This is a genomic window from Fictibacillus terranigra (assembly GCF_030412265.1).
Taxonomy (GTDB): Bacteria; Bacillota; Bacilli; order Bacillales; family Fictibacillaceae; genus Fictibacillus_C; species Fictibacillus_C terrinigri.
In genome coordinates this window covers 836,516-859,229 of record NZ_JAUHLN010000001.1, presented here as the reverse complement: position 1 = coordinate 859,229, position 22,714 = coordinate 836,516, and the positions used below count along the sequence as shown (strand labels likewise).

Here is a 22,714-nt window from a genome sequence, read left to right as displayed (position 1 = left end):
TCAGTTAAAACCGCCTCTAGTTTTCTAGTCAGCGAATATTATTTAAAGCGTACCTTTTCGTTTTTTTCCAGCTGAATCAGCTTACCATCCTGAACAATTAATGTAATGGACCCATATTTAATGCTGCTTAGCATCTCTTTTAGGTGTTCAAAGATTTCATCCTGGCTTTTTCCGTTTACCACATCAGAACCTCCTTGTTCAATAAGTTTTGTTGGTTTTTTTAGGAATAACAATACTCTTTATCCCAATAAAAAACTTGGTTTTTTTGATTTGACCCGAACTAGTTTTTTTATTTCATAAAAAACCTGGGCAATAAAAAAACCTTTCCATTTCGGAAAGACTGACGAGGTAAACATATTACCTTATCTTCCAAAATGTAATAAACATTCTGCTGGAGTTAGCACCTTGCAATAACTGCAGGTTGCCGGGTTTCATCGGGCCAGTTCCCTTCACCGCTCTGGATAAGTTTTTTTATTTTTTTAAATAATAACACACATTTGCGCTTTCGGAAACCCCATTATTCTTATCGGATTAAAAAATATTTATTGAAATATCCAAAAATTTTATTGACAGACTTCGATTCCATTGAATATAGTAGATACTAAATTCGAAAAGAGATACACTGCTGATCGGAAAAACCGAAGGCTCTTAACTATAAAGTTAGGGGTCTTTTATTTTTAGGAGGAGAAATATGAAAAAACTGATCACCCTTGCCCTGATCGGACTCATTGCACAACTCATCGATGGGTCTCTCGGTATGGCTTACGGACTGACTTCAACGTCCCTGCTGCTGGCCTTCGGAATCGCCCCGGCGGTTGCTTCGGCTTCGGTCCACTTTGCAGAGGTTGTTACGACAGCCGCCTCAGGTGCATCACACATCAGGTTTGGTAATGTAGACCGTAAAATCATATTCCGTCTCATTATTCCGGGCTCGATTGGCGCTTTTACCGGAGCATGCTTTTTATCCAATCTTCCCGGCGACGCAGTGAAACCCTATATTTCCTTTTTCCTGCTGTTTCTTGGTTTCTTTATTCTGTACCGGTTTTTGTTTAAAAAGAACACTAAGCCCGTGGATCATGAAAAAGCATTCAGCCGAAAGCAGCTTATTCCGCTCGGACTTGCTGCGGGCTTCCTCGATGCCACTGGAGGAGGCGGCTGGGGTCCAGTAGCCACACCTGTCTTGTTAGCCAAAAACGGCACATCAACGAGAAAGGTCATTGGATCCGTAGATACAAGTGAATTTGCTGTTGCGCTTTCTGCCACGGTCGGTTTCCTCATCTCCCTAGGATGGGAGCAGGTCAATTGGATGTGGGTCATTGCTCTTATGGCAGGTGGATTAATCGCTGCACCAATCGCAGCATGGCTTATACGTATCATTCCCTCTCACATTTTAGGAGTGGGAGTCGGAGGATTGATTATTGTAACAAACGCCCGGACACTGCTTCAGACCGCTGGAATTTCTGGTGCTGCATTACAATCGGTGTATACCGTTTTGGTCGTCGTTTGGCTGGCAGCCATTTTCTTCAGCATAAGGAAAAATAAAAAGCATTCTTTCTCAGCGGGGCGCGCGAGCTGAAACCATCATCTCCACTGAGTGGTATTGTCACATATTGATATCAACAAAAGCTGACTCCATGGAGTCAGCTTTTGTGGTATTACGAACGGATACGTGATCACTTTCCCATTGATCTTAAACTCAGCCCACAATTTATAAAGGCCCGGCTCCTCAAACTCTGTCACAAATGCCGTTTTGTCAGGGCAGGAAGGATGAACGTGAACATTTTTCTCTCCTGAAGGCCACAACATGGCCCTCGCACCAAAATAAGGTTCTGGTTTCGCGTCATCAAAACCAAATTGAAGCGTAACAGGTTTGCCAGCATTAAATGCTGCCGGCGTCATCGTAACCCTATATCCACCCACCGTTTTTGCAAACGTGGTATCAGCCCTCAATTCGGGCTGGTATAAGCTTTATTTTTTGGCTTGATGTCAACAAATTCCTTGTAAATTCCAGGCTGAAATACGTGCTTTACTTCAAACGAGCTTTTACCTGTCTTTTCAGGATGAAGATGATATACTGTTTTAAATCTTCACTGATCAGAATAAACTGCATCAGCTTTTCGTGATTTACCTCCAGCTCATCAAACGGCATCCCCTTTTGTCTTTTAATTGAACCGAAATGACACCATCTTCATAGCTGAAGCACGGCTCCTTGTATTAGGCAATATCATACCCTTGATCATCGATCGTTTCTTTAATTTTTTCAAGATTTACTTTGCTGGAATCAAACTCAACTTCAACGGTTCCTTCCTCCAATTGCACTTTAACATGATGGACACCGTTAAGTTTTCCTACACTTCCTTCGACGGCATTGACGCAATGTCCGCATGACATCCCTTTAACATTTAGCATGATTTTCTCCATCATAATACCTCCCGGATGATGTTTTATTTCATTAACCTCTTCACAGTAACCAGGAGTTCATCGATCACTTCCAGCTCGCCTTCCTGGATTCTTTCCACAACACAGCTTCTCATATGGCCTTCCAGGAGAAGTTTGCCGACACTGTTTAGCGCTGATTGAATGGCTGATAGCTGGGTCAGAACATCATCGCAGTATGTGTCGCGTTCAATCATACCCTTAACTCCCCTGATTTGTCCTTCGATACGATTTAACCGGGTTACCAGATTGCTTTTCATTTTATCCGAATGGTGGCTCTTTCTTTCTGTTGAACAATGCGACTCCCGTTCTTGTCTATCCAAAATCAACCATCCTCCTTTTTCAAACTTGTTTTACCATACCCCCCTACCCTATGCAACGGGGCGGAATTCAGGGAACAATAAATCACGTTTATTATTCCCCGTTTCTTGTATGCATACTCTTATCCGGACAAACCGTTTCTTAACTGCACGATTTCCCGAAGGTTTTCCAGGTTGCTATTTTTCTTGCATAACGAAGCAATTCCTTCTTCAGCCTTCTGATCTCAAGCTCAGAAGTATTCATTTCCTGTTGAAGAGTTGACCATTCCTCTTCACTGACAACCAGAAGCCCCTTACTGTGCAGCATTTGTACGGCTGCATCACCTATAAGGTTAGCTGCTTCATTTGCAGAATAACGTTCCATCCTGTCCACCCCTTTTCAAGATGTTCCTGTATACAACATATTCTGCGCTTTATTGTCATTATCCTTTCTTCAGGATAAAACAAAATTTCCCATAACTGTTAGTCGTTCAAAGCCTTTCTCGCAAACATGGCAATAACCGCATCATCCATCGGCGGATTATGAAGACCTGCTCGCACATCGCGGTAGTACCTTTGCAGCGGATTATCCAGAAACAGACTGTGTGCTCCAACAATCCTCATGGCCAGATCCACTATATCGTTTGCACTGTTTGTCGCTGAATACTTCACCGCAGCCAGAGCACTGCCGAGAGACTGTCGTTTTTCCGGATACCTTTCCCACTGTTGAATGACTCCGTACATGAGCTGTCTTGATTTTAAAAGTTCCAAATCCATAAGGCCAATCTTTCTTTGCACTTCGGGAACTTCACTAATCGGTCCTTTCAAGCTGTTAGGCTTATACTCTTTTGCAAAGGTAACCGCATAGTCTCGGGCAGCTCTGGCGATGCCAAGATAACATGCCGGGATGTGGAGCAGCCAGGCTTTTGGAAGCTGCTCATTGTTCTCCTGATCCGCCGTTTCTACAAGGTCATCCGGTTCAACGGCCACATCTTTTAATATCAGATCATCGCTCCGAGTCCCACGCATCCCCAGCGTATTCCATTTATCTTCAATGGAAACACCTGGAACTTTATGAGAGACGAGAAACGATGATACTTGGTCTGAATCTTTAACGGACGCCGACACAATGGAATAGTCAAGAGCAGGAGCCATGGAGGTAAACGACTTTCTGCCGTTTAAGATCCATTGACCGTCCTTTTGTTCAGCAATCGTTTGAGGTTTCCCGCCTCGTGTCGGACTTCCTGTTGCCGGTTCAGTGGAAGCGCGGTTGATCAAACTTCGAGAATGAACAATCCGTTCGCAGAGCTTCTCAAAGACTTGAGGATTCCAAGGTTCCCTGTCAGCCAAGTCCATGACCACACCAAGATGCCAACCGACCGATAATGCCGTGGAACCGTCTCCGCGGGCAATTTGTTCCTGAAACAGGATATAGTCATAAAGGCTGATCTCCTGTCCTCCATATTTTTTAGGGACCGTCAAGGATAAGTAGCCGGCTTCTCCCAATTCCTTGAAATTCTCAAACGGAAAAGTGCCTTGCTCGTCATGTTTGGGCGCACGTTCCGCAAATGCCTCGCTAAGCGCTCGTAATTTCTTCATCCAGCGAGCCTGAAATTCAGTGTGGATAAATTCCATCTTGTCTCACCAACTGCCTTTTAATAGTATGTTTTATTATATTTACCCTACTTCGTTTATGTACACATAGCAACTTTCATGCTTTATTCTTAGGCCCTTTGTTCATTTTTATGTCGGACAGAGACCATTCCTTTCCTAAAGACGTCTAATGAGGTAGGGATGGATCGTTTTAAAGTTAGAAACCCATTCCTCTATTTCATCGATAGAAAGGACATCAACTGTTGAAACTCCGACACCGCATTCTTGTATTTTTAGCCATTGTACTGTTTGCTTTTTCTTTTCATTTTTATCTGCACTCCCCATTAAGCTCGCCCAAACCCGTTCATCCTTCAGCCAAGCAGCCACTTGTTAACCCGAATGAGAATCATTTAAACATTCCAAAACAATCCGTGAAACCCTTACCATCTCAAAACAAAAACAGGGAAAGGAACCAAGAGGCACAAACTCCTTCTTCCTATCCTCTCTTGATCATTAACCTTCAAAGCAATGAACTGGCCTATTATAAAAACGGAATGCTTATAAAAACCTTTTCGATTGCATCCGGTAAACCTGCTACCCCCACTCCCCAAGGAATTTATAAAATTGCCAATAAAATCAAAAACAGGCCCTATTACAAAGAACATATTGCTGGAGGTGATCCAAAGAATCCACTGGGGGACCGATGGATGGGGTTATCCGTAAACCCTCAAATCTCCTACGCAATTCACGGAAACAACAATGAAAACTCCATCGGCCAGCATGTTTCCTCCGGCTGCATCAGGATGCATAATGAAGAGGTAAGGTGGCTTTATGACCAGATTACTGTCCAAACGACCGTCATTATCACCAAAACAGACAAAACTTTCCCCGTGATCGCCGGCCAATATGGATACGTCACCAGGCAATAATGAAAAGGACCTCTCCTTGCTTGGGAGAGGTTCTTCCATTACATAAGATACCGAATATACACATACACACTTGATATGAGTATGGATAGGATCATTAAGGGAAATCCGATGATCAAATATTTAACAAACGAAATATGATAGCCTTCTTTACCGGCAAGTCCGGCAACCACAAGGTTCGCACTGGCTCCGATCAACGTTCCGTTGCCTCCGAGGCATGCCCCTAGCGAAAGGCTCCACCATAAAGGATCAAGATTGCTGATTCCTATATGACCCATCTCTTTAATCATCGGAATCATCGTAGCCACAAACGGAATGTTATCCACGAAAGCTGAAGCAATCGCACTCATCCATAGAATCAAGAAAGTTGCCGCCTTTAAATCTCCGCCTGTCCACTCCATCGCATGTTTTGCCACACTCGCAATGATTCCTGTCTCAACCAGCCCGGCTACAATGACAAACAATCCGACAAAGAAAAACAGAGTCGTCCATTCTACCTTTTCAAGTGCGTGCTCCAGGTGTTTTTCACCGGCAAGAAGCAAAAGAAGAAAGGCGCCGAACAAAGCTATGGTAGCGGTTTCCACATGAATGAACTGATGCAGGAAGAACCCGCCAATGGTTACCAAAAGCGCGAACAAGCACTTACGGAGCAGTTTATGGTCTACAATTTCTTTCTTTTCATCGAGCCTCATCAAATTTTCTACTAACTCTGGTTTTGTTTTGAGCCCTTTTTTATAAAAGGCAGCCATGATGGCTATGGTGACCACTAGAATGACAGCGCAGATCAAAGCCAGATTATCAATAAAGGACAAGAAGGTGAGCTCCTTTACCGCACTGCCGATCATAATGTTGGGCGGATCGCCGATCATGGTTGCTGTACCGCCGATATTGGACGCAAAGATCTCAGTCATTAAAAACGGAATAGGATTCAGGTTCAACCTCCTTGTTACGCTGAAGGTAACCGGTACGACAAGCAGAACCGTGGTTACATTATCAAGAAAGGCAGAACCGAAAGCTGTAATCAAACCTAATGCTATGAGAGTCTTCACCGGATCTCCTTTTACTTTTTTTGCCGCCCATATCGCAATAAATTTGAATAATCCTGTTTCCGCCGTAATGGTTACAATCACCATCATACCGACGAGAAGACCGATTGTATTAAAATCAATATGATGAACGGCCGTTTGCTGGTCAATGACCCCAAGAACGACCATGAGTGCTCCACCAAGAATGGAAATAATGGTACGGTGCACTTTTTCAGAAATAATGATGCCGTATGTAATCAAAAAAATACTGAGCGCTATGATTGCCTGTTGTCCCATATCTCATCTCCCCCATCTTTCTTAACTAAATAATACTCCATTACCGATGAACGGGTAAATGGGTTTCGTTGTATTGCCCACCTAATGTTCAATGGGTATGGTCTTTTTTCCCTCCACCTTTTTGTTTCAAATCCACAAAAGAATGGAATATTTGTATAGACCTACTGAATGGAGGCTATTGTATGGGCTACATTTTTATTTTTTTATATCTCATCATTGTCGGGCTCGTCATTGAGATCGCTTCAACCCTTCTTGTATATACTGGGCTGGACCGCAAAATATCCAGGTATCAAGTCATCTCCATGCTAACCGGAACCGGCTTTACGACCGACGAATCTAAATTGATTATTGACCACCCGCTTCGGAGAAAGATCAGCGCTTTTCTTATTCTATTTGGCGCTTTTTCCTTGGCCGTAATCATATCCTCCATCAGCAGCATTCTCGCTGACGATTTTAAGACGACCGAACTGATGGTCATCTCTACCACCCTGCTCGTGCTGCTTCTTATCTTAAAGATTCCGAGCGTTCAAACCTTTTTTACACAAACAGTAGAAGAAGAAACGAAAGATAGCTATCCTCTATCGGAACTGCCAATCAAAGATGTCCTCTATTTTGACGAAGAAGACTTTGTTACAGCGATCCTTGTAAGAGAAGACTTTTCCTTTATAGGAAAGGAAGTTAAGGCAGTGATTGAACCCGGTGAAGATATTCATGTCATATTGTTGATTCGCGGAGACTTGCCCTTGCGCGAGAACCTTTATGAGACAGAGATCCAGGAAGGTGACCGCCTGATTGTTTATGGAAATGAGAGCATAATAAAGAAGAAGTTTAATCAAGAAGAAAATGAAAAGCTTCCTGATAAAAAGGAAAGCCGGAGAGAAGAACGTCCCCAAAAAACACAGCAGCATGAAATTGACATGTGAAATATTTGTTTAATTTATGTAATATCTTTATATAAAAATCAAGGTTCGTTCTATGAAGAACGGGGTACTGCTCCTATATCTCAAGAAGAAAAACTCCTTCAGGAATTATGGAAAACGGGAGACAAAGATCAGCAGCATGCACTCGCTCATATGCTGGTCCGTCTGGTAGTTTAACAGTCAGCCATAAAAGAGCAGCGGACCGACATCCATTGCTCTTTTTGATTCACCCTATGTTTAAAAATACGCTTAGGGGGAACACAAAACTAAGGCCAAATTAAAATTAATTCTACCAAAGGAGTGATTCCAAATGGCCAAGAACAATAATCACAATATGTCTAGGGAAGAAGCAGGAAAGAAGGGCGGAGAAGCTACTTCCCGCAGCCACAGCAAAGAATTTTATCAAGAGATCGGTAAAAAAGGAGGCAATGCCACCTCCAAGAATCACGATCGGGAATTTTATGAGGATATTGGAAGCAAAGGCGGAAAAGCACGCCATAATGATTAAAAAATCAGCAATAAAATTGTGAGATGGGGCAAAAAGCCCCATCTTTTTTTGTTACAACTGTTCCGACTTTAGAAAATCCGCTGCCCATCCCGGCCCTTTCCCCCATTTAATTTAAAAAAGGATTGAAATGAAATAATTTTTGTTATGCTTTGGCTATCTTGTATTACAAAATAGCAACTTTGCAACCCACTATCTTGCATTGCAACATACTCTTCATTTAGGAGGCGTTATTTTGTCCTCAAGTCAAATGCTTAAAGGTGTTTTGGAAGGCTGCCGTTTTAGATGGCAGATATTAATTTTTCTGTGATGCCGGTTCAACTTAATTCTAAATGTTTATAAACTTCATCACTGATTAAGGTGTATCCGTTTTTATTAGGATGTACTTCATCAGCGAAATAATCTTTTTTGTTTTTCCCTGTGAAGACGCCCTCCACATTAATAAACCGTACATTTTTCTGTTCAGCCGTTATTTTCTCCGCCCTTTTGTTCCATTGCTGAACCAGGCTGCTTTCAGGAAGCCGGTCTTTGCGGTTTGGAAATGGATTATAAATGCCTACTAAGTATATTTTTGCTTTTGGATTTTCTTTTCTCATTTCTGTAAGCGCCTTTTTTACATTGTTTTGATAGTTCAGCTGTGCTTTCATCATGATTACTTTTTTTCGATCCGGCTGGGTCTTCGTTAGGATCAGGCTGTTTAAGTAATCATTCATGCCAATATTTAAAAAGATCATATGGGCAGAGCCGATGGATGACTGCAGCTGCTCATTCTTTAAACGCTTTAATAATAAGGCGCTTGTATCATCGGGAACTCCGTAATCCTTGACTGTAATCTCACTTTTCATGTGATTTTCCAGCCGTTCCTCCACTTTCCCAATATAGCCGCTGTTCCCAGCGTCTCCTACACCATAGGATAATGAATCGCCCAAAGCAATGATATTAAATTCTTTGCCTTCGTTTTTTACGACTGATTTTCCGGAATGGGTCATTGAGGAAAGAACAGAAGGAAGATTAAGCTTAATGATGGAAAAAAGAATGCCAGCAATGAATAAGAGTAAACAGGATGCAATAATGAGTTTGTTTTTGATCATGATGAAGCCTCCGGATGCTATTTTCTGTTCGATTTAACGATATAGCTTAAATGATTTCCCCCCACTCTATAAAAGTAAACTTTTAGAAACCTTATGATAGTTTTCAATATTTGCAATATTCCCTCAACATTAATATGTTAGGATAGGGTTATGTCAGAGTAATGCGGGGGTATTTTATGTCAAAGTACTTAGTTGATCATAAATCCTTGGTTATTCATCGTACAGCATACATCTGTCATTCCTGCCAACACGTGATCAATGAAAAACAACCGCAGTCAGTGAACTGCGCCCCGATTGTTAGATACAACTAACAATTGGAGGTGCAGTTTTTTGTGACTAAATATTCTTTAGACACTCAATTAGCCGCCATTCAGGCTTATTTAAATGGAGTAGAATCTTACAAAGATACGGAAAACGTTATGGAGTAGACAGTACTCACTTATTACTATTGGGCAAAGCGAATGAATCGTCTTGACAAATTTGGGTTCAGATCAAGCAGCTGCGGTTGTTTTTTTAAATAAGGCAGACCTCTTATTCACACTAGATCATCATCCCAGCCACCGCTGCTGATAACAAGCTGACGAGCGTTGCTCCATAAAGCAATTTCAATCCGAATTTTGCTACTTCGTTCCCTTTTTGTTCATGAAGCCCTTTAACCGCTCCTGTAATGATTCCGATCGAAGAGAAGTTGGCAAAAGAAACGAGAAAAACCGAAACAATGCCGACAGTACGCTCAGAAAGCCCTTTAAGCCTGGTGAGATCAAGCATGGCCACGAACTCATTGGATACAAGCTTTGTTGCCATAATCGTCCCTGCTTTAACCGTTTCGGAAGAAGGAACTCCTACAATAAATGCGAACGGAGCAAACACATATCCTAGCAGCTTTTGAAACGTAATGCCGAATGCCGAATTGAATACATCATTGATCGCGCTGATAAGCGCTACAAAACCAATCAGCATCGCCCCTACGATGATGGCTACTTTAAAACCGTCCATTATATATTCACCCAGCATTTCAAAAAAGGTTTGCTTTTCCTCCTGAATATCGATGATATCCTCTTCTGCCGTTACTTCGTATGGATTAATGATATTTACAATGATGAATCCGCCCAGAAGGTTGAGCATTAAGGCCGTTACAACATACTTGGGGTCAATCAGCGTCATATACGCACCAAGAATGGAGGCAGACACCGTAGACATCGCAGATGTACACAGCGTATACAGACGATGACGCGGCATATGGCCAAGCAGCTTTTTAACCGAAATGAATACTTCTGATTGCCCGAATACTGCTGAAGCGACGGCGTTATAAGATTCCAGACGCCCTAACCCATTGATTTTGCTTAGGAAAAATCCAATCCATTTTATAACGAATGGAAGAATTCTCAAGTGCTGTGCGATACCAATCAAAACGGATATAAAAACAATGGGCAGGAGAACATTAAAGAAGAATGGCATGGCTCCTTTGTTCGCGATTCCTCCAAAAACAAAGTTCACACCGTCGGCTGCATAACCGAGAAGCTTCTCAAAGAGGTTAGAGATACCATGTATGATAAATAAGCCAATCCCTGTATTCAGAAGGATGTAAGTCAACAGAATTTGGAGTACGAGCATGATTACAATAGGCTTGAATTTTATTTGCTTTCTATTATTGCTGACGGCATAGGCAAGTAAAAATACAACAGCAAGCCCTAAAATAAAAATAAGGTATTTCAAGTGCCAGCGCCTCCTTTAAATATTTTTTATTCAATACCTTATACTACCCTCCACACTGGAACCTTTATCCTTGAAATTCGTCATAAAAAAAGCCGCCTAAGATGATAGGCGGCTAAGAAGTACATTCGGTTATGAAGGTTGATATCCACTGATAATGACCGGGAGCGCCTGGCTCAAGTGGGCATACGTTGAGATGTTTGAAAAATCCAATCCAAGGTTAACGGCAGTCTGGGCAATCTCGGGCCTGATTCCCGTTACGGTCGTCTCTACACCAAGTAAAGAAAGTGAACGAACGACTTGGAACAGTTCATTGGCTACCATAGTGTCCATAATAGGGACACCTGAAAGATCAATGATTAAATGCTCCAGTTGTAATTCCGTACATTTGTGAAGACTGCTTTCTTTAATCATTTGGGCACGGTACGTATCGATTTCTCCTACAAGCGGCAAAACACCAATGCCTGAAAATACAGGGATAACCGGTGCACTCAGTTCCAGAATCATCTGCTGCTGGGACAAGAGTCTTGCATCACTGATCTGTTGATAATAAACGGTAAACAATTCAATCACATGATCAAAGCTGGCATTTACTTTTGCGCTCCACTCCCCAAGGGTTTGAAGGGAGATTTGTTCTTCATTTTCGTTTACAAATTCCATGATGACACTCCAAAAAATGTTTCTGAAATATTTAAAACTTTCCAAGGTGTCTCTTAGTGGCGTATCCCCATTTGCTCTTCGTACTGCCACCTGCTCTGACCAGGCAGAAAAGTTGACGTTGTCATTGATAAAGATTTTCGCCATGTTCTCAATAAATGTTCGGTTATATTGTTTTCGTTCTTCGCTGCCCCGTTCCCGGGAATCATCGGATTTTTCCTCATGGAGCTTCTGCCATTTCTCATTTAAAGCTTCGGTATTTCTGATCAAATACTCGTATAATTCACTTTCCATTGCCAATGGTGTTCCCTCCTTATGAATCAATCTTCCTCTCTATAGTAACACTATTAATCAGTATAAATAAAAAAACCAGGCAATGGTTCATTGCCTGGTATTAACTAATGATTTCTTCTCGCAAAGTCAACGAACCGAAATTTATCGGGGCGGTGCCTCGATTCTGTATACTGAAGAAGGCTTGCATCATCAAGATAAACATGGTTTTTAACGACCACAACGTTATGAAATCCCTCAAGCGTTAACAGCCTCTGATCTTCCTCTGTCGGCTCCTCAACAACGATCTCTTTTTTCGCGAAGCTGATTTTTAATCCCAGTTCATCCTCTATATATTCAAATATCGAGTCTTCACATATTTCTTTTGTTAAACCAGGTACAAACTTTTCATTGAATATGTCCTTGTCGAGAATAATCTTTTCACCATTGATCTCCCGTATCCTCGCTACTTTCCAAACCATATCGTTCTTCGTGATATTCAACTCGTGCTGCAAAAAACGGTCCGGAGCCATTCTCACAAGTTCGTGTACGACGGTTTTCCACGGTTTCCCCAATTTTGATGCCAATTCTTTAAAGCTGACCAGTCCTGAAACTGGAAAATCAAACTTAGCCAGATCAAGAACGATTGAACCCTTTCCGCGGATTTTCTGAATAAAACCGTTCTGGGCCAACAGATTTAAAGCCTTTCTGATCGTTTCTCTGGAAGTTCTATAGTGTTCAGCCAGTTCGTGCTCAGAGGGCAATTGCCTTCCAGGAGGAAATTCCCCTTTCTCAATCCCCTTAGAGATCTCTTGATAAATCGCCAGGTATTTGTTTGTCTTCATTTTTACCACCTAGTCTATTGTAACATTACTTAATAATGCGATAAACGATGGATTCGTAAGGCCTGAGCAGTATCCTTTGGAACTCATTGGAAGAGTCCTCGTAGTTGGACAAGATGACTTTTGCCTTCACTCCTGTAAACGCGAGCTCCTGTGGCGCGTGAAATTCCGTTTCTTTTCCATAAAAGTTGTTGATGACCAGCAGCATTTCATCTTCCGTATTTCTCGTATACGCAAAAATTGAAGGATGGTCTTCTAGAATTAAGTGATAGTCTCCTTCTGTGAGCGCATCCAGGGACTTGCGCATGGAGATTAGTTTCTGATAGTGGCTGAACACTGAATTCTTATCCTGGACCGCCCTCTTTGCATTGATTTCCTTATAATTAGCAGCTACATGAATCCAGGGAGTCCCAGAAGTAAAGCCGGCATTAGGAGTCTCATCCCATTGGACAGGTGTACGTGAATTATCTCTTGATTTTTGCTTTAAAATCTTGATAATCTCCTCTTCATCCCTTCCATCCTCTTTCAGCTTCTGATAGATATTCAGGGTTTCAACATCACGATAATCATCGATCGATTCAAAACCCGGATTCGTCATCCCAAACTCTTCCCCCTGATAAATATAAGGGGTTCCCTGCATACAGTGAATCACTGTTGCCAGCATTTTGGCTGATAGGGTGCGGTATTCCCCGTCATCATCCCCATACCGGGAAACAATACGGGGCTGATCATGGTTGCACCAGAACAGGGCATTCCACCCTCCTCCCTCGTTCATGCGTACCTGCCATTTTGACAAAATCCTCTTTAACGCCAGGAAGTCAAAATCAGCAGCACTCCATTTTTCTCCATTAGGATAGTCTACTTTAAGATGATGAAAATTGAACGTCATACTTAATTCTTTGCTTTCCGGGTTGGAATACCGGATGCAATGATCGATGGAAGTGGAGGACATCTCTCCCACTGTCAGACTGTCATGCTTAGCAAATACCTCGGAATGCATCTCCTTTAAAAATTCATGCACCCTTGGACCATCTGTATAAAACCTGCGGCCGTCACCTGGTGGTACTGTTCCGTCGTCTTCAGGAAACTCCTGATTTTTGGAAATAAGGTTAATCACATCCAGCCTGAAGCCATCGACGCCTTTATCGAACCAGAAGTTCATCATCTCATACACTTTTTTTCGAACCTTTTCATTTTCCCAATTCAGATCCGCTTGCGATACATCAAAAAGGTGCAGATAATACTGTTCGGTTGTTTCATCGTATTTCCATGCGGATCCGCCGAATTTGGATTTCCAGTTGTTCGGTTCAGCACCGTCCTCCGCATCCTTCCATATATAAAAATCTCTATATTCATTGTTCTTGGAAGAGCTTGCTTGTTTAAACCATGCATGGTCAGTGGAAGTATGATTCACCACAATATCCATGATGACTTTTATTCCCCGCTTATGAGCTTCGTTCAGCAGTTGTTCAAAATCTTCCATGGAACCATATTCTTCATGGATTTTATAATAATCACTAATATCATATCCGTTATCCTTCTGTGGAGACTCATAGATCGGAGTCAGCCAGACCACGTCTATACCGAGCAGCTTTAAGTAATCAAGCTTTTCAATGATTCCTTTTAAATCTCCTGTACCGCTTCCCGTCGTATCGTTGAAGCTTTTCGGATAAATTTGATAAACCACCGATTTTTTCCACCATGGCTGTTCCATAGTGCTCACCGCCTATCTGTTGAATAGTTAAATGTTAGAAGCCGGCTCATCAATATGAGCCAGCTGAGTTTGAAATTATTTTGCTTTTTTCACCTTGGCAAACAGGTACGTTAATACAAACGGTACAACAACTGCGATAGCCATCCCAATAAAGAAAGGCGCCCATTTGTCCGGGAAGATGGAAAGAAAGCCTGGTACTCCACCGACACCAATGGATGAAGCTCTCACGCTGTTGATCGTAAGGATGACGCCAGCGATTGCTGAACCGATTATTGCACAAATGAACGGATATCTGAATCTTAGATTAACCCCGAACAGTGCAGGTTCGGTAATTCCTAAATAAGCAGAAACAGCAGAAGTAAAGGATAGCCCCTTCACTTTTTCATCTTTTGTGATAAACATCATTGCGAGAGCTGCAGATCCCTGTGCAATATTTGAAAGAGCAAGCATCGGCCATAGGAAGGTTCCTCCTTTGCTGCCGATCAGCTGCAAATCCACCGCCAGGAAGGTATGATGCATTCCTGTCACAACGAGCAGAGCGTAAAGCCCTCCATAGATAAGCCCTCCTAACGCAGCAAAGTTGTCAAAAATACTGACAAGTCCGTCCGTGAGGAAATTAGCCAGACCGAATGTAATCGGGCCGATCACGATAAAGGAGAGAAAACCTGTAACAAGAAGGGCAGCCGGAGCGACAATCAGCAGTTTAAATGCATCCGGAACTCTTCGATTGAGAAACACTTCGATTTTCGCCAGTACGTAGGATGCCAGCAGCACCGGAAGCACCTGCCCTTGATAGCCGATCTTCTCAATCTGTAAACCAAATAAATTCCAGTGCGGTACTTTTCCTGCTTCGAGTGCTTTTCCGTAATCCCACGCATTAAGAAGACTTGGATGTACAAGCATTAAACCAAGTACAATTCCAAGCAGAGGATTTCCTCCAAACTTCTTGACGGCTGACCACCCGATCAATCCAGGCAGAAATGCAAACGCTGTGTTGGCGATCACATTGATGATATCCGCCAGGTCTTTCCAAGCCGTGTTTACATCAACAAAGGATTTGCCTTCATAAAAAATCCCTTGCCCCGTAAGAATGTTGTTGATTCCCATGAGCAGACCTGCTGTAACGATCGCCGGCAGAATAGGAATAAAAATATCTGCCAACGTTTTAACAGCCCTCTGCAAAGGATTCAATTTCTTTTCCGCTGCATTTTTAATGTCTTCCTTTGTAGCTTTGCCAATACCCGCAGCCTCGACGAGTTCGTTATAGACCTTGTCGACCAGCCCCTGTCCAATGACTACCTGAAATTGACCGTTTGTTGAAAAAGAACCTTTTACCGCATCTACATCTTCAAGCTTTTCTTTATTAACCAGACTTTCATCATTCAATGCAAACCGAAGCCTGGTTACACAGTGAGTAGCTGCACCGATGTTTTCTTTGCCGCCTACAGCTTCAACGATCTGCTCTGCGGTTTTCCTGATGTCCATATATCCTTCCTCCTTGATACCGTTTACATAAGAATCTATAAAAACAGTTTTATTTTTTGAATCGCTTTCATAAAGAATGACAACTTGTATATACATGCCTTGTTTTGTATTGTAACTTGTATATACATGGTGGTCAACACTTTTGTTTTTATTTGATGTAAGTCGAAACTTTCGATGAAAAAACAATAGTTGTGGGATTTTTTTCAAAAGTCAAATCAAAACACTTCTAAGCGGTATACTGTTTATGTGTAGAAATGGCATAGCCATAAATATCATTTTGATTGGTTCATTAACGTAACCGGGCGGATATGCCTTTATTCTAATAAAAAGGAATGAGGAAGCATGACAAAAAAACTTAAGGAGCTTATTTCCAAACTTCAAAAACAGGGTGTAAACATTGACATTTGTTCAAAAACCGCACTGCTGGCCTTTCAGAATGATTTTGGGAGTGTAAAAAAATGAAGGTTTGGATCGGGGAGACATTCGAAAAAACGATTGACGGCGAAAAGATCACAGTCATCGATATTTACCCTGACAGCGAGAAACCATCGGACAAAATCTTTCAGAAGCTGGTTTACAAGTGGGTATAAAAACAGCCAGCTTTAAAAATAAAAAGGGATAAAGATCCTGATGCCGATCGTTCCTATCAGGATCTTATTCGTATTCTGATTCAGTCAGCAAGTTCAGCTCTTAGTAAAGACATTGCCTTTCAGCTGGGGTACAAGATCCAACTCATCCAGCTTCGTACAGTGCTCCACATCCTCTGAAAATCCTCGTTCACGCAGTTCCAGTCCGCTGCCGCAGTTCCAAATGATCTCTTTAATGTTTTCCTTCTGGTAAAGATAGGCACCTATACATACTTGGGCTTCCGGAGATTTACTCCCATTAAGTTTCGAAAGTATGGCGCCTGCACCGAGATAATCCTCGATGCCTGGTCTGATGTTATTTTCAGCCTCCTTCGGATTTTCCCATCTCTCACCGCATGCCACCACGGTGATCTCAGCACCTGACTGCTTTTGCAGCTGTTCTGCCTTTTCCGCAGCGGCCGATGCATTCCTCAGACAGCCGATCAGCAGTGCAGGAACTTTTCTGGCAGCCCAAATGCACGCAGCACCATTCAACGAACACATCACAAACTTTTTTTCTTGATCATGCAAACTGAATGATGCCGGTGAAAGAGAATGCGTTCCCCATTTCAATGCTTCTGCTCTTCCTGATAAAAGCTCTGCTCCGACTTCCTCTGCATATTTTTTGGCTTCTTCATTGATCGGCGGAGGATAGGGAAAAATCTTAGCACCATAACTCAGTGCAGTCACAACTGTCGATGAAAAGCTTAAAATATCAACCACAACAATAATGTCTCCCCGCTCTGCTGCTTCCCTTGCTCCCCTGACTCCCCACTCTGTTTTACATTGATAATTTTGCTGATGGAATACAGACATTTTTTCAGGCTCCTCTCCGTCTTTCTGCCTTAATCGTATCAGCAGGATCATTAAATAGGTAGACTATTTTTACAATATTTGTTAAACTGTATACTCAGGTCTGAACATTTTCCGAATGTAAACCCGCTGCTTCTTGCAGGGGGTTTTTTGTGATTTGCATTTATTGAAAATATATGTTTTACTTATAATTGTTGCAACAAGTATTTTCGAAATGAGAGGAACGATCAAATTGCACTCACAGCAGAAAGATGAATCTGTCGGCTTTTTAATTAACCAGGCAAGCAGGAAAATTATACATTTGCTTATGCATCGCTTTCGGGAATTTGACATAACACCCGAACAATGGTCCGTTCTTTATCAGTTATTTGAAGAGGGGGGCATTACCCAGAAGGAACTTGCCCGCAGGACGGCTAAAGATCAGCCAACCACGGCCAGAATCCTCGACATCCTCATGAAAAAGGAACTGATCAAAAAGCAGATGAGCGAAGCGGACCGAAGAGCATTTATCGTTTCACTTACAGCAAAAGGAGAAAAAATTGCTGCCAGCACCATTCCGATTGAAGCTGAGACCATGAAAGAAATACTTACTGGAATTGATCAGTATGATGTGGAACGTTTCAAAAAAGTGCTCGATCAATTAACCGCGAATATTGATTCAATCATCAACAGTTAGGAGAGTAATGCTATTGAATACACATCAAGAAAAACTTTGGAGCAAGGAATTTATCATCATCACCGTTTGTAATTTGCTTCTATTTTTAAATCTGCAGATGATTCTTCCTTCCTTCCCTGTCTATACTAAGGATGCATTTGGAGCCAGCGACTTTGCTGTAAGCCTCGTTACCAGCCTATTTGCCCTTTCCGCCATCGCCACCCGTTTTTTCGCAGCGGGAATTCTTCAAAAAGGAAGAGCATCCGTCATTCTTTATTGCGGGATTGCAATCGCTGCTTTATCTACAGCTGGCTATTATTGGTGCGGATCCATCCTGCTGCTTCTTGTGATGCGGGTCCTTTTCGGGATTGGTTTCGGACTGTCAAGCACTACCTTGCCTACTATGGCTGCTGATGTCATTCCCCCTAAACGGATGGGTGAAGGAATCGGCTACTTTGGACTTTCGACCAGCTTGGCCATGTCCATTGGACCGATCATCGGCCTTTCACTGCTTGGAAACTATGGGTTTGGCACATTGACTGCCGTCGGCACCGCCGTTTTACTCATTATTTTCCCGCTGGCTCTTGCCAACCGATCTGCTGCCGTTCTCCCGGCTCCGCCCCTTGCAAAGCCATCGGAAAAAAGCAGTCACAATACAGGAGAAGCTTTTAAAAAAATCGCACTGCCCGGATTTTTAAACCTGCTTTTATCCATTACTTATGGAGGTCTGCTCAGCTTCCTTGCTTTGTACGGGAAAGAAGCTCATCTCTCTCATATCAGCTACTTCTTTTTATTCAACGCTCTTGCCATCTTTATCGTCCGCCCCTTCTCCGGGAAAATCTTTGACAGTAAAGGCCCTTTTATCTTGCTGACGTCGGGTGCCTTCTCCGTGATGTGCGGCCTGTTTACCCTTTCTATCGCCTCTTCTACGTCATTTGTTATTTTATCCGCCATGTTATATGGATTCGGGTACGGAATGATTCAGCCTTCTGTTCAGGCCTGGATGATTAAAGAAGTTGATGTGGAACAGCGCGGCATTGCAAACAGCATGTTCTTCAATACTCTTGACCTTGGAGTTGCTGCAGGTTCGATGCTGCTAGGGCTGGTTGCCATGCATTTTAACTACTCAGGCATGTATCGCCTGTCTGCTCTCGTAATGGCGGTGTTTCTTGTCCTGTGTCTGGTTGGATTCCTGTTGAAAAAAGGAAAAAAGCCTGCGGAAGATGTAAGAAAATCAGCTTGATGAATTAGAAATGCGGAGGGAGGTTGAAACAGCGAAGGGAGGGTGGAATTGAGCCTAATACTGCCATAATTGAGCCTAAATCCGAATAATTGAGCCAAATTCAATTTTACGATTCCAAAAAATAACAAAAAAGCTTGAAGACCATCAACTGGTTCTTCAAGCTTTTTTATGCTGATTTCGTTAACTTTTTCCGTTTTCTCACCCACCATTGAGCAAGGGGCAGAACAGCAAACATGATAAAGAAGATCCGAAACAGCTGATAACCCGTAACCATGGAAAGGTTCGCATGTACAGCAGAAGCCGTCACACCCATCTCTGCGATCCCGCCCGGTGCCGCGCTCAAAAACGCCGTCGTGAAATCCATCGGCGTCCATCTACTAAGCAAGTAAGCAAGCAATAAAGAAAACAGGACGAGCAGAAGACTGTTTACTACCGTGTAAATGCTCAGCTTCTTCATATCGCCCTCCAGTTGAGGATTGAACTGGCGGCCAATGTGAATTCCGAGAAAAACTTGGGCGATGACGATCAAATAGGACGGAACATGAGGAGCATGCAATCCTAACGAAACGGATAATGCAACAGCGATCAAGGGGCCTGTCAGAAAACCTGCAGGAAGCCGAATTCTCTTTCCTCCCCAGGCGGCAGATAAGGCGATGGCTGCAAAAACCGCATACTGCATCCATGTCCCAGAGTCAGCAGCATTCACCTCGGGAGCGGCAGATGGCCGAACCTCACCGCCAATTCCGTGAATCGTTAAAAAAGGGACGAAAAAGATGACAGATAATGAACGGATCGTCTGCATGAGGACGACGGTCGTTGTATCGACCTCCTTCGTCTCTTCGCTCATCACCACGACCTGTGACATACCGCCCGGAACACTCCCAAAGATACTGCTCGCCAAATCCATTCGAATGTGTTTTACCGTATAGAAGGCCAGGGCGAGGCAAAATAGAACGGTAATCATCGTTGTTGAAGCCATAAAAGGAAACTGAAGGGCCATTTCCTTTACGGTTCCGGCCGTGAAAGAAGTTCCAAGCATGGCTCCCAGAAAAATAATCGCAGTATGCCTGAATCCGGTCGGCCAGTACAACGGCCTTTTGGTAAGCTTTCTCCATACCACGACCGCAGTGAGCGAACCTAACAGCCATGGCAATGGCATATGTATGAGCATAAACAGCAGGGCTCCAAAAGACCCTATGCATGCGGTTTCTGCTACCTTAAAAATTTTATTGTCTTTCATCAGTCTAGCACCCTTTCCTGCTGCCGCTGACAGAACGTCTTAGCTTTTGATATAGCGATAGATCCGTTCCGGCCTGCCGACCGAGCCATAGGAAAGATCAGCATCAATTTCAAATGCGGACACCAGATATTCCAGATAACGACGCGCCGTTGTCCTGCTGGCTCCAATCTCTTTTCCGACTTCTTCGGCTGTTAGGCCTGTCTTATGTTGTTGGATCGCATAAAGTACCTTTTTTAATGTAAGATGGTCTATTCCTTTTGGTAAAAATGTCTCGGGTTTCTTTTTAAATTCTTTCCCCATCAACATGTCGATCTGATCCTGATCCATCCACTCATTGGCATTGGACAGTTTTCTTACATTGTCTCGATAGTCTTTATATTTTAACAGAGTTTCCTTAAACCGATCGAACATGACCGGTTTGATAATATAATCAAAGATTCCTCCATGCATCGCCTGTTTCAGCACATGAATCTCTTTAGCCGCTGTGACCATGATAACATCAATTCCGGGAACAGCTCCACGGATCCATTTCAGGAGTTCCAGTCCTGACATATCCGGAAAGTAGATATCCAGCAAGATGAGATCTGGCTTCAGACACTCGATCTGTTCTTGTGCATCTGTTTTAGTTGTCGCTATGCCAGCTACAGCAAATCCCGGAACCTTCTCAACAAACCGCCTGTTAATTTCCGCAATCCTTATATCATCCTCTACAATCAATAGCTGCAGTGTCTCTATATCGTATACATGTTCAGGCAAGCCACCCACCTCATTTGCTTCTTTCTTTTGGAATGCTGATTGTAAAGACCTTCTCACCCGATTGCATCATTTGATAGCCCAGTGTTCCTCCGAGCAGCTCCAATGATTTTCTGACCAGGTCCAGCCCGTATCCCCTGCCAGAATCTTTCTTGGTCGAAAATCCCCGTTCGAACATTCTCTGCTCTGCTTCTTCCAGGATTTCAGGCCCTGTATCCGCAATTTCTATCAAAAATTGATGGCCGGCATCAGAGAGGTAGACGGTTACTCTTTTTTCATCGTGCTCGCTCTCCAGCGCAGATTCCATTGCATTGTCAATCACATTTCCAAGTACCGTTATGATATGTTCACGGCTTAAGTGCTCAGGAATATCGATAAAACGGCTGTCCCTGTCTATATGAAATTCCAGTTTAAGTTCATTTGCCCGGTTGTATTTACCGATCAGCAAACCTGCAATGACAGGATCTGGAATATTTTTCATCATGAAACGGATCATATTCTGATGGTTATCCGATTCTCTTACGATCAATTCCAAGGCTTCATCATATGATTTGAGCTGGATCAATCCAGAGATCAAGTAGAGTTTATTTGAATATTCATGGGTCTGCGCGCGGAGTGAGTCGGCATAGCTTCTGACCTGAGAGAGCTCCTGGGTGAGCCGGTAAAGCTCCGATTTATTTCTGAAGGAGGAAACGGCCCCGATTACTTTTCTATGGTTATCGTAGATCGGTATGCGATTCGTTACCACGATCTTACTGTTGATTACAAATTCCTGGTCGAATTGGGGAGCGCCACTGTTGATGACTTCAAGCAGCTTTGACTCCGGAAGAACTTCAAGCACGTGCCGGCCGCAGATCTCCGTCGGGCTTTTTACATCCAGCAATGACATAGCCGCAGTATTGGCTAATGTGATCTGACCTTCCCGATTAATCGCGATAATTCCTTCTTTTATCGCTTCGAGTATCGTTTCCTTCTCTTGATACAGCTGGCCGATTTGGGCAGGTTCCAGCCCGTGGATTGCCTTCTTGACTCTTCTTGCAATAAAAACGGATCCCATGATTCCTAATATAAGGCAGAACATGCCCATCATAAAAATTTTGACCTTGTAAGGATGTGAAACCTCTTCAATTCCTGTCAGTAAAAAACCGACAGATACGACACCGATGACTTCTCCTCGTTCATCGAAAATCGGAGCCTTCCCCCGTATGGATGGACCCATAGAGCCGATTGCTTCTGAGATTTGTTCCTTTCCTGACAGTGCTTTTTCATTATCACCGCCGACCATCTTCTTTCCGATTCTGTCGGACAGCGGATGGGAATAGCGGATGCCTTTCTTGTTTCCAACCGTAATAAACTGAGCACCTGTTTTTTTTCTGATTTTCTCCACGTAAGGCTGAATGGTTCGAGAAGGTTCTTTATCCTTGAATCCTTCAACAACGGTCCGGCTGACCGCAATGGACTCTGCTACGTTCAGTGCTCTTTGGCCCATCTGCTCTTTTAGCGTATCTGAAAACATATTTTGATAGAGTAAGGACAGGAGAAGGATGACAATTAAAAGAAGCGAGCAAATAAATAGGATCAATTTCGTCTGAAGCCTCATATGCCACCTCG

At 43.0% G+C, this 22,714-nt stretch carries 24 protein-coding genes, 1 pseudogene and 1 riboswitch; of the genes and pseudogenes, 8 read left to right on the top strand and 17 right to left on the bottom strand.

Features of this window, described 5'->3' with window-relative positions; all coding sequences use genetic code 11:
• Positions 1 to 38: 38 nt before the first annotated feature.
• Complete coding sequence (locus tag QYF49_RS04240; RefSeq protein WP_425589553.1) at positions 39 to 155, bottom strand: YezD family protein; 117 nt, start codon at positions 153 to 155, stop codon at positions 39 to 41.
• A gap of 204 nt (positions 156 to 359) precedes the next feature.
• Positions 360 to 468, bottom strand: a riboswitch (SAM riboswitch).
• Positions 469 to 691: 223 nt separating this feature from the next.
• Here QYF49_RS04240 and QYF49_RS04235 point away from each other — a divergent pair.
• Positions 692 to 1,576: a sulfite exporter TauE/SafE family protein gene (locus QYF49_RS04235; RefSeq protein WP_290398363.1), complete on the top strand. Its 885-nt coding sequence runs from the start codon at positions 692 to 694 to the stop codon at positions 1,574 to 1,576.
• Between the two features lie 5 nt (positions 1,577 to 1,581).
• Here the strand turns inward: QYF49_RS04235 and QYF49_RS04230 are convergent, their stop codons facing one another.
• The 5 genes from QYF49_RS04230 to QYF49_RS04210 form a co-directional block, all read right to left on the bottom strand.
• Complete coding sequence (locus QYF49_RS04230) at positions 1,582 to 1,899, bottom strand: hypothetical protein (protein WP_290398362.1); 318 nt, start codon at positions 1,897 to 1,899, stop codon at positions 1,582 to 1,584.
• Positions 1,900 to 2,214: 315 nt separating this feature from the next.
• Positions 2,215 to 2,421, bottom strand: coding sequence for a copper chaperone CopZ (gene copZ / locus QYF49_RS04225; protein WP_290399044.1), 207 nt, complete (start codon positions 2,419 to 2,421; stop codon positions 2,215 to 2,217).
• A 23-nt stretch (positions 2,422 to 2,444) separates the two neighbouring features.
• Positions 2,445 to 2,762, bottom strand: coding sequence for a metal-sensitive transcriptional regulator (locus QYF49_RS04220; protein ID WP_425589552.1), 318 nt, complete (start codon positions 2,760 to 2,762; stop codon positions 2,445 to 2,447).
• A 136-nt stretch (positions 2,763 to 2,898) separates the two neighbouring features.
• On the bottom strand, positions 2,899 to 3,120 hold the full coding sequence (locus tag QYF49_RS04215) for a hypothetical protein (protein ID WP_290398360.1): 222 nt from the start codon (positions 3,118 to 3,120) through the stop codon (positions 2,899 to 2,901).
• A gap of 98 nt (positions 3,121 to 3,218) precedes the next feature.
• A complete protein-coding gene (locus tag QYF49_RS04210; RefSeq protein ID WP_290398359.1) occupies positions 3,219 to 4,370 on the bottom strand; it encodes an acyl-CoA dehydrogenase family protein in 1,152 nt (383 codons plus the stop codon).
• 221 nt (positions 4,371 to 4,591) lie between these two features.
• On the opposite strand from QYF49_RS04210, the gene QYF49_RS04205 reads away from it, so the two are divergent.
• The gene (locus QYF49_RS04205) at positions 4,592 to 5,257 is read left to right on the top strand and encodes a L,D-transpeptidase (protein WP_290398358.1); all 666 of its coding nucleotides are present in this window, start codon (positions 4,592 to 4,594) and stop codon (positions 5,255 to 5,257) included.
• A gap of 38 nt (positions 5,258 to 5,295) precedes the next feature.
• Here QYF49_RS04205 and QYF49_RS04200 read toward each other — a convergent pair whose 3' ends face one another.
• On the bottom strand, positions 5,296 to 6,576 hold the full coding sequence (locus tag QYF49_RS04200; RefSeq protein ID WP_290398357.1) for an ArsB/NhaD family transporter: 1,281 nt from the start codon (positions 6,574 to 6,576) through the stop codon (positions 5,296 to 5,298).
• 182 nt (positions 6,577 to 6,758) lie between these two features.
• Between QYF49_RS04200 and QYF49_RS04195 the strand changes: the two genes are divergently transcribed.
• The 3 genes and pseudogenes from QYF49_RS04195 (at position 6,759) to QYF49_RS04185 (ending at position 8,004) form a co-directional block, all read left to right on the top strand.
• Positions 6,759 to 7,499 (top strand): TrkA C-terminal domain-containing protein, encoded by a 741-nt coding sequence (locus QYF49_RS04195; protein WP_290398356.1) that lies wholly within the window; start codon positions 6,759 to 6,761, stop codon positions 7,497 to 7,499.
• Between the two features lie 72 nt (positions 7,500 to 7,571).
• Positions 7,572 to 7,673 (top strand): annotated as a pseudogene (locus tag QYF49_RS04190) (DUF3243 family protein); the annotation flags it as partial.
• Between the two features lie 133 nt (positions 7,674 to 7,806).
• On the top strand, positions 7,807 to 8,004 hold the full coding sequence (locus tag QYF49_RS04185; protein ID WP_290398355.1) for a KGG domain-containing protein: 198 nt from the start codon (positions 7,807 to 7,809) through the stop codon (positions 8,002 to 8,004).
• A gap of 314 nt (positions 8,005 to 8,318) precedes the next feature.
• On the opposite strand, the gene QYF49_RS04180 is transcribed toward QYF49_RS04185, so the two are convergent.
• The 6 genes from QYF49_RS04180 to treP all read right to left on the bottom strand — a co-directional run bounded on the left by QYF49_RS04180 (position 8,319) and on the right by treP (position 15,773).
• Positions 8,319 to 9,092 carry a GDSL-type esterase/lipase family protein gene (locus tag QYF49_RS04180; RefSeq protein WP_290398354.1) on the bottom strand — a complete coding sequence of 258 codons (774 nt, stop codon included), beginning with the start codon at positions 9,090 to 9,092 and terminating at the stop codon, positions 8,319 to 8,321.
• Positions 9,093 to 9,632: 540 nt separating this feature from the next.
• Positions 9,633 to 10,808 carry a NupC/NupG family nucleoside CNT transporter gene (locus QYF49_RS04175; protein WP_290398353.1) on the bottom strand — a complete coding sequence of 392 codons (1,176 nt, stop codon included), beginning with the start codon at positions 10,806 to 10,808 and terminating at the stop codon, positions 9,633 to 9,635.
• 129 nt (positions 10,809 to 10,937) lie between these two features.
• Complete coding sequence (locus QYF49_RS04170; RefSeq protein WP_290399043.1) at positions 10,938 to 11,756, bottom strand: STAS domain-containing protein; 819 nt, start codon at positions 11,754 to 11,756, stop codon at positions 10,938 to 10,940.
• Between the two features lie 104 nt (positions 11,757 to 11,860).
• Positions 11,861 to 12,577 (bottom strand): trehalose operon repressor, encoded by a 717-nt coding sequence (gene treR, locus QYF49_RS04165; RefSeq protein ID WP_290398352.1) that lies wholly within the window; start codon positions 12,575 to 12,577, stop codon positions 11,861 to 11,863.
• Positions 12,578 to 12,602: 25 nt separating this feature from the next.
• Positions 12,603 to 14,288 (bottom strand): alpha,alpha-phosphotrehalase, encoded by a 1,686-nt coding sequence (treC, locus tag QYF49_RS04160; RefSeq protein WP_290398351.1) that lies wholly within the window; start codon positions 14,286 to 14,288, stop codon positions 12,603 to 12,605.
• Between the two features lie 75 nt (positions 14,289 to 14,363).
• Complete coding sequence (gene treP, locus QYF49_RS04155; protein ID WP_290398350.1) at positions 14,364 to 15,773, bottom strand: PTS system trehalose-specific EIIBC component; 1,410 nt, start codon at positions 15,771 to 15,773, stop codon at positions 14,364 to 14,366.
• Positions 15,774 to 16,231: 458 nt separating this feature from the next.
• On the opposite strand from treP, the gene QYF49_RS04150 reads away from it, so the two are divergent.
• Positions 16,232 to 16,363 carry a hypothetical protein gene (locus tag QYF49_RS04150; RefSeq protein WP_290398349.1) on the top strand — a complete coding sequence of 44 codons (132 nt, stop codon included), beginning with the start codon at positions 16,232 to 16,234 and terminating at the stop codon, positions 16,361 to 16,363.
• Positions 16,364 to 16,456: 93 nt separating this feature from the next.
• Here the strand turns inward: QYF49_RS04150 and QYF49_RS04145 are convergent, their stop codons facing one another.
• The gene (locus QYF49_RS04145) at positions 16,457 to 17,215 is read right to left on the bottom strand and encodes a 2-phosphosulfolactate phosphatase (protein WP_290398348.1); all 759 of its coding nucleotides are present in this window, start codon (positions 17,213 to 17,215) and stop codon (positions 16,457 to 16,459) included.
• Between the two features lie 154 nt (positions 17,216 to 17,369).
• Between QYF49_RS04145 and QYF49_RS04140 the strand changes: the two genes are divergently transcribed.
• Together QYF49_RS04140 and QYF49_RS04135 are read left to right on the top strand one after the other, a co-directional pair.
• Positions 17,370 to 17,888 (top strand): MarR family winged helix-turn-helix transcriptional regulator, encoded by a 519-nt coding sequence (locus QYF49_RS04140; protein ID WP_290398347.1) that lies wholly within the window; start codon positions 17,370 to 17,372, stop codon positions 17,886 to 17,888.
• Positions 17,889 to 17,895: 7 nt separating this feature from the next.
• Positions 17,896 to 19,110 carry an MFS transporter gene (locus QYF49_RS04135; RefSeq protein ID WP_425589540.1) on the top strand — a complete coding sequence of 405 codons (1,215 nt, stop codon included), beginning with the start codon at positions 17,896 to 17,898 and terminating at the stop codon, positions 19,108 to 19,110.
• 166 nt (positions 19,111 to 19,276) lie between these two features.
• Here the strand turns inward: QYF49_RS04135 and QYF49_RS04130 are convergent, their stop codons facing one another.
• From QYF49_RS04130 to QYF49_RS04120, 3 genes are read right to left on the bottom strand one after another with little or no spacing between them, the layout of a single operon-like run.
• Positions 19,277 to 20,350, bottom strand: coding sequence for an AbrB family transcriptional regulator (locus QYF49_RS04130; protein ID WP_290398345.1), 1,074 nt, complete (start codon positions 20,348 to 20,350; stop codon positions 19,277 to 19,279).
• A gap of 39 nt (positions 20,351 to 20,389) precedes the next feature.
• On the bottom strand, positions 20,390 to 21,106 hold the full coding sequence (locus QYF49_RS04125; RefSeq protein WP_290398344.1) for a response regulator: 717 nt from the start codon (positions 21,104 to 21,106) through the stop codon (positions 20,390 to 20,392).
• 10 nt (positions 21,107 to 21,116) lie between these two features.
• The gene (locus QYF49_RS04120) at positions 21,117 to 22,703 is read right to left on the bottom strand and encodes an ATP-binding protein (protein WP_290398343.1); all 1,587 of its coding nucleotides are present in this window, start codon (positions 22,701 to 22,703) and stop codon (positions 21,117 to 21,119) included.
• Between the last annotated feature and the right edge of the window lie 11 nt (positions 22,704 to 22,714).

What these genes read in the sequence shown, in the direction of transcription:
- QYF49_RS04235 (WP_290398363.1), top strand. Translation starts at nt 692, where the DNA reads ATGAAAAAACTGATCACCCTTGCCCTGATCGGACTCATTGCACAACTC.
- QYF49_RS04230 (WP_290398362.1), bottom strand. Translation starts at nt 1,899, where the DNA reads ATGACGCCGGCAGCATTTAATGCTGGCAAACCTGTTACGCTTCAATTT.
- copZ (WP_290399044.1), bottom strand. Translation starts at nt 2,421, where the DNA reads ATGGAGAAAATCATGCTAAATGTTAAAGGGATGTCATGCGGACATTGC.
- QYF49_RS04215 (WP_290398360.1), bottom strand. Translation starts at nt 3,120, where the DNA reads ATGGAACGTTATTCTGCAAATGAAGCAGCTAACCTTATAGGTGATGCA.
- QYF49_RS04210 (WP_290398359.1), bottom strand. Translation starts at nt 4,370, where the DNA reads ATGGAATTTATCCACACTGAATTTCAGGCTCGCTGGATGAAGAAATTA.
- QYF49_RS04200 (WP_290398357.1), bottom strand. Translation starts at nt 6,576, where the DNA reads ATGGGACAACAGGCAATCATAGCGCTCAGTATTTTTTTGATTACATAC.
- QYF49_RS04195 (WP_290398356.1), top strand. Translation starts at nt 6,759, where the DNA reads ATGGGCTACATTTTTATTTTTTTATATCTCATCATTGTCGGGCTCGTC.
- QYF49_RS04185 (WP_290398355.1), top strand. Translation starts at nt 7,807, where the DNA reads ATGGCCAAGAACAATAATCACAATATGTCTAGGGAAGAAGCAGGAAAG.
- QYF49_RS04180 (WP_290398354.1), bottom strand. Translation starts at nt 9,092, where the DNA reads ATGATCAAAAACAAACTCATTATTGCATCCTGTTTACTCTTATTCATT.
- QYF49_RS04170 (WP_290399043.1), bottom strand. Translation starts at nt 11,756, where the DNA reads ATGGAAAGTGAATTATACGAGTATTTGATCAGAAATACCGAAGCTTTA.
- treR (WP_290398352.1), bottom strand. Translation starts at nt 12,577, where the DNA reads ATGAAGACAAACAAATACCTGGCGATTTATCAAGAGATCTCTAAGGGG.
- treC (WP_290398351.1), bottom strand. Translation starts at nt 14,288, where the DNA reads ATGGAACAGCCATGGTGGAAAAAATCGGTGGTTTATCAAATTTATCCG.
- treP (WP_290398350.1), bottom strand. Translation starts at nt 15,773, where the DNA reads ATGGACATCAGGAAAACCGCAGAGCAGATCGTTGAAGCTGTAGGCGGC.
- QYF49_RS04150 (WP_290398349.1), top strand. Translation starts at nt 16,232, where the DNA reads ATGAAGGTTTGGATCGGGGAGACATTCGAAAAAACGATTGACGGCGAA.
- QYF49_RS04145 (WP_290398348.1), bottom strand. Translation starts at nt 17,215, where the DNA reads ATGTCTGTATTCCATCAGCAAAATTATCAATGTAAAACAGAGTGGGGA.
- QYF49_RS04135 (WP_425589540.1), top strand. Translation starts at nt 17,896, where the DNA reads ATGCTATTGAATACACATCAAGAAAAACTTTGGAGCAAGGAATTTATC.
- QYF49_RS04130 (WP_290398345.1), bottom strand. Translation starts at nt 20,350, where the DNA reads ATGAAAGACAATAAAATTTTTAAGGTAGCAGAAACCGCATGCATAGGG.
- QYF49_RS04120 (WP_290398343.1), bottom strand. Translation starts at nt 22,703, where the DNA reads ATGAGGCTTCAGACGAAATTGATCCTATTTATTTGCTCGCTTCTTTTA.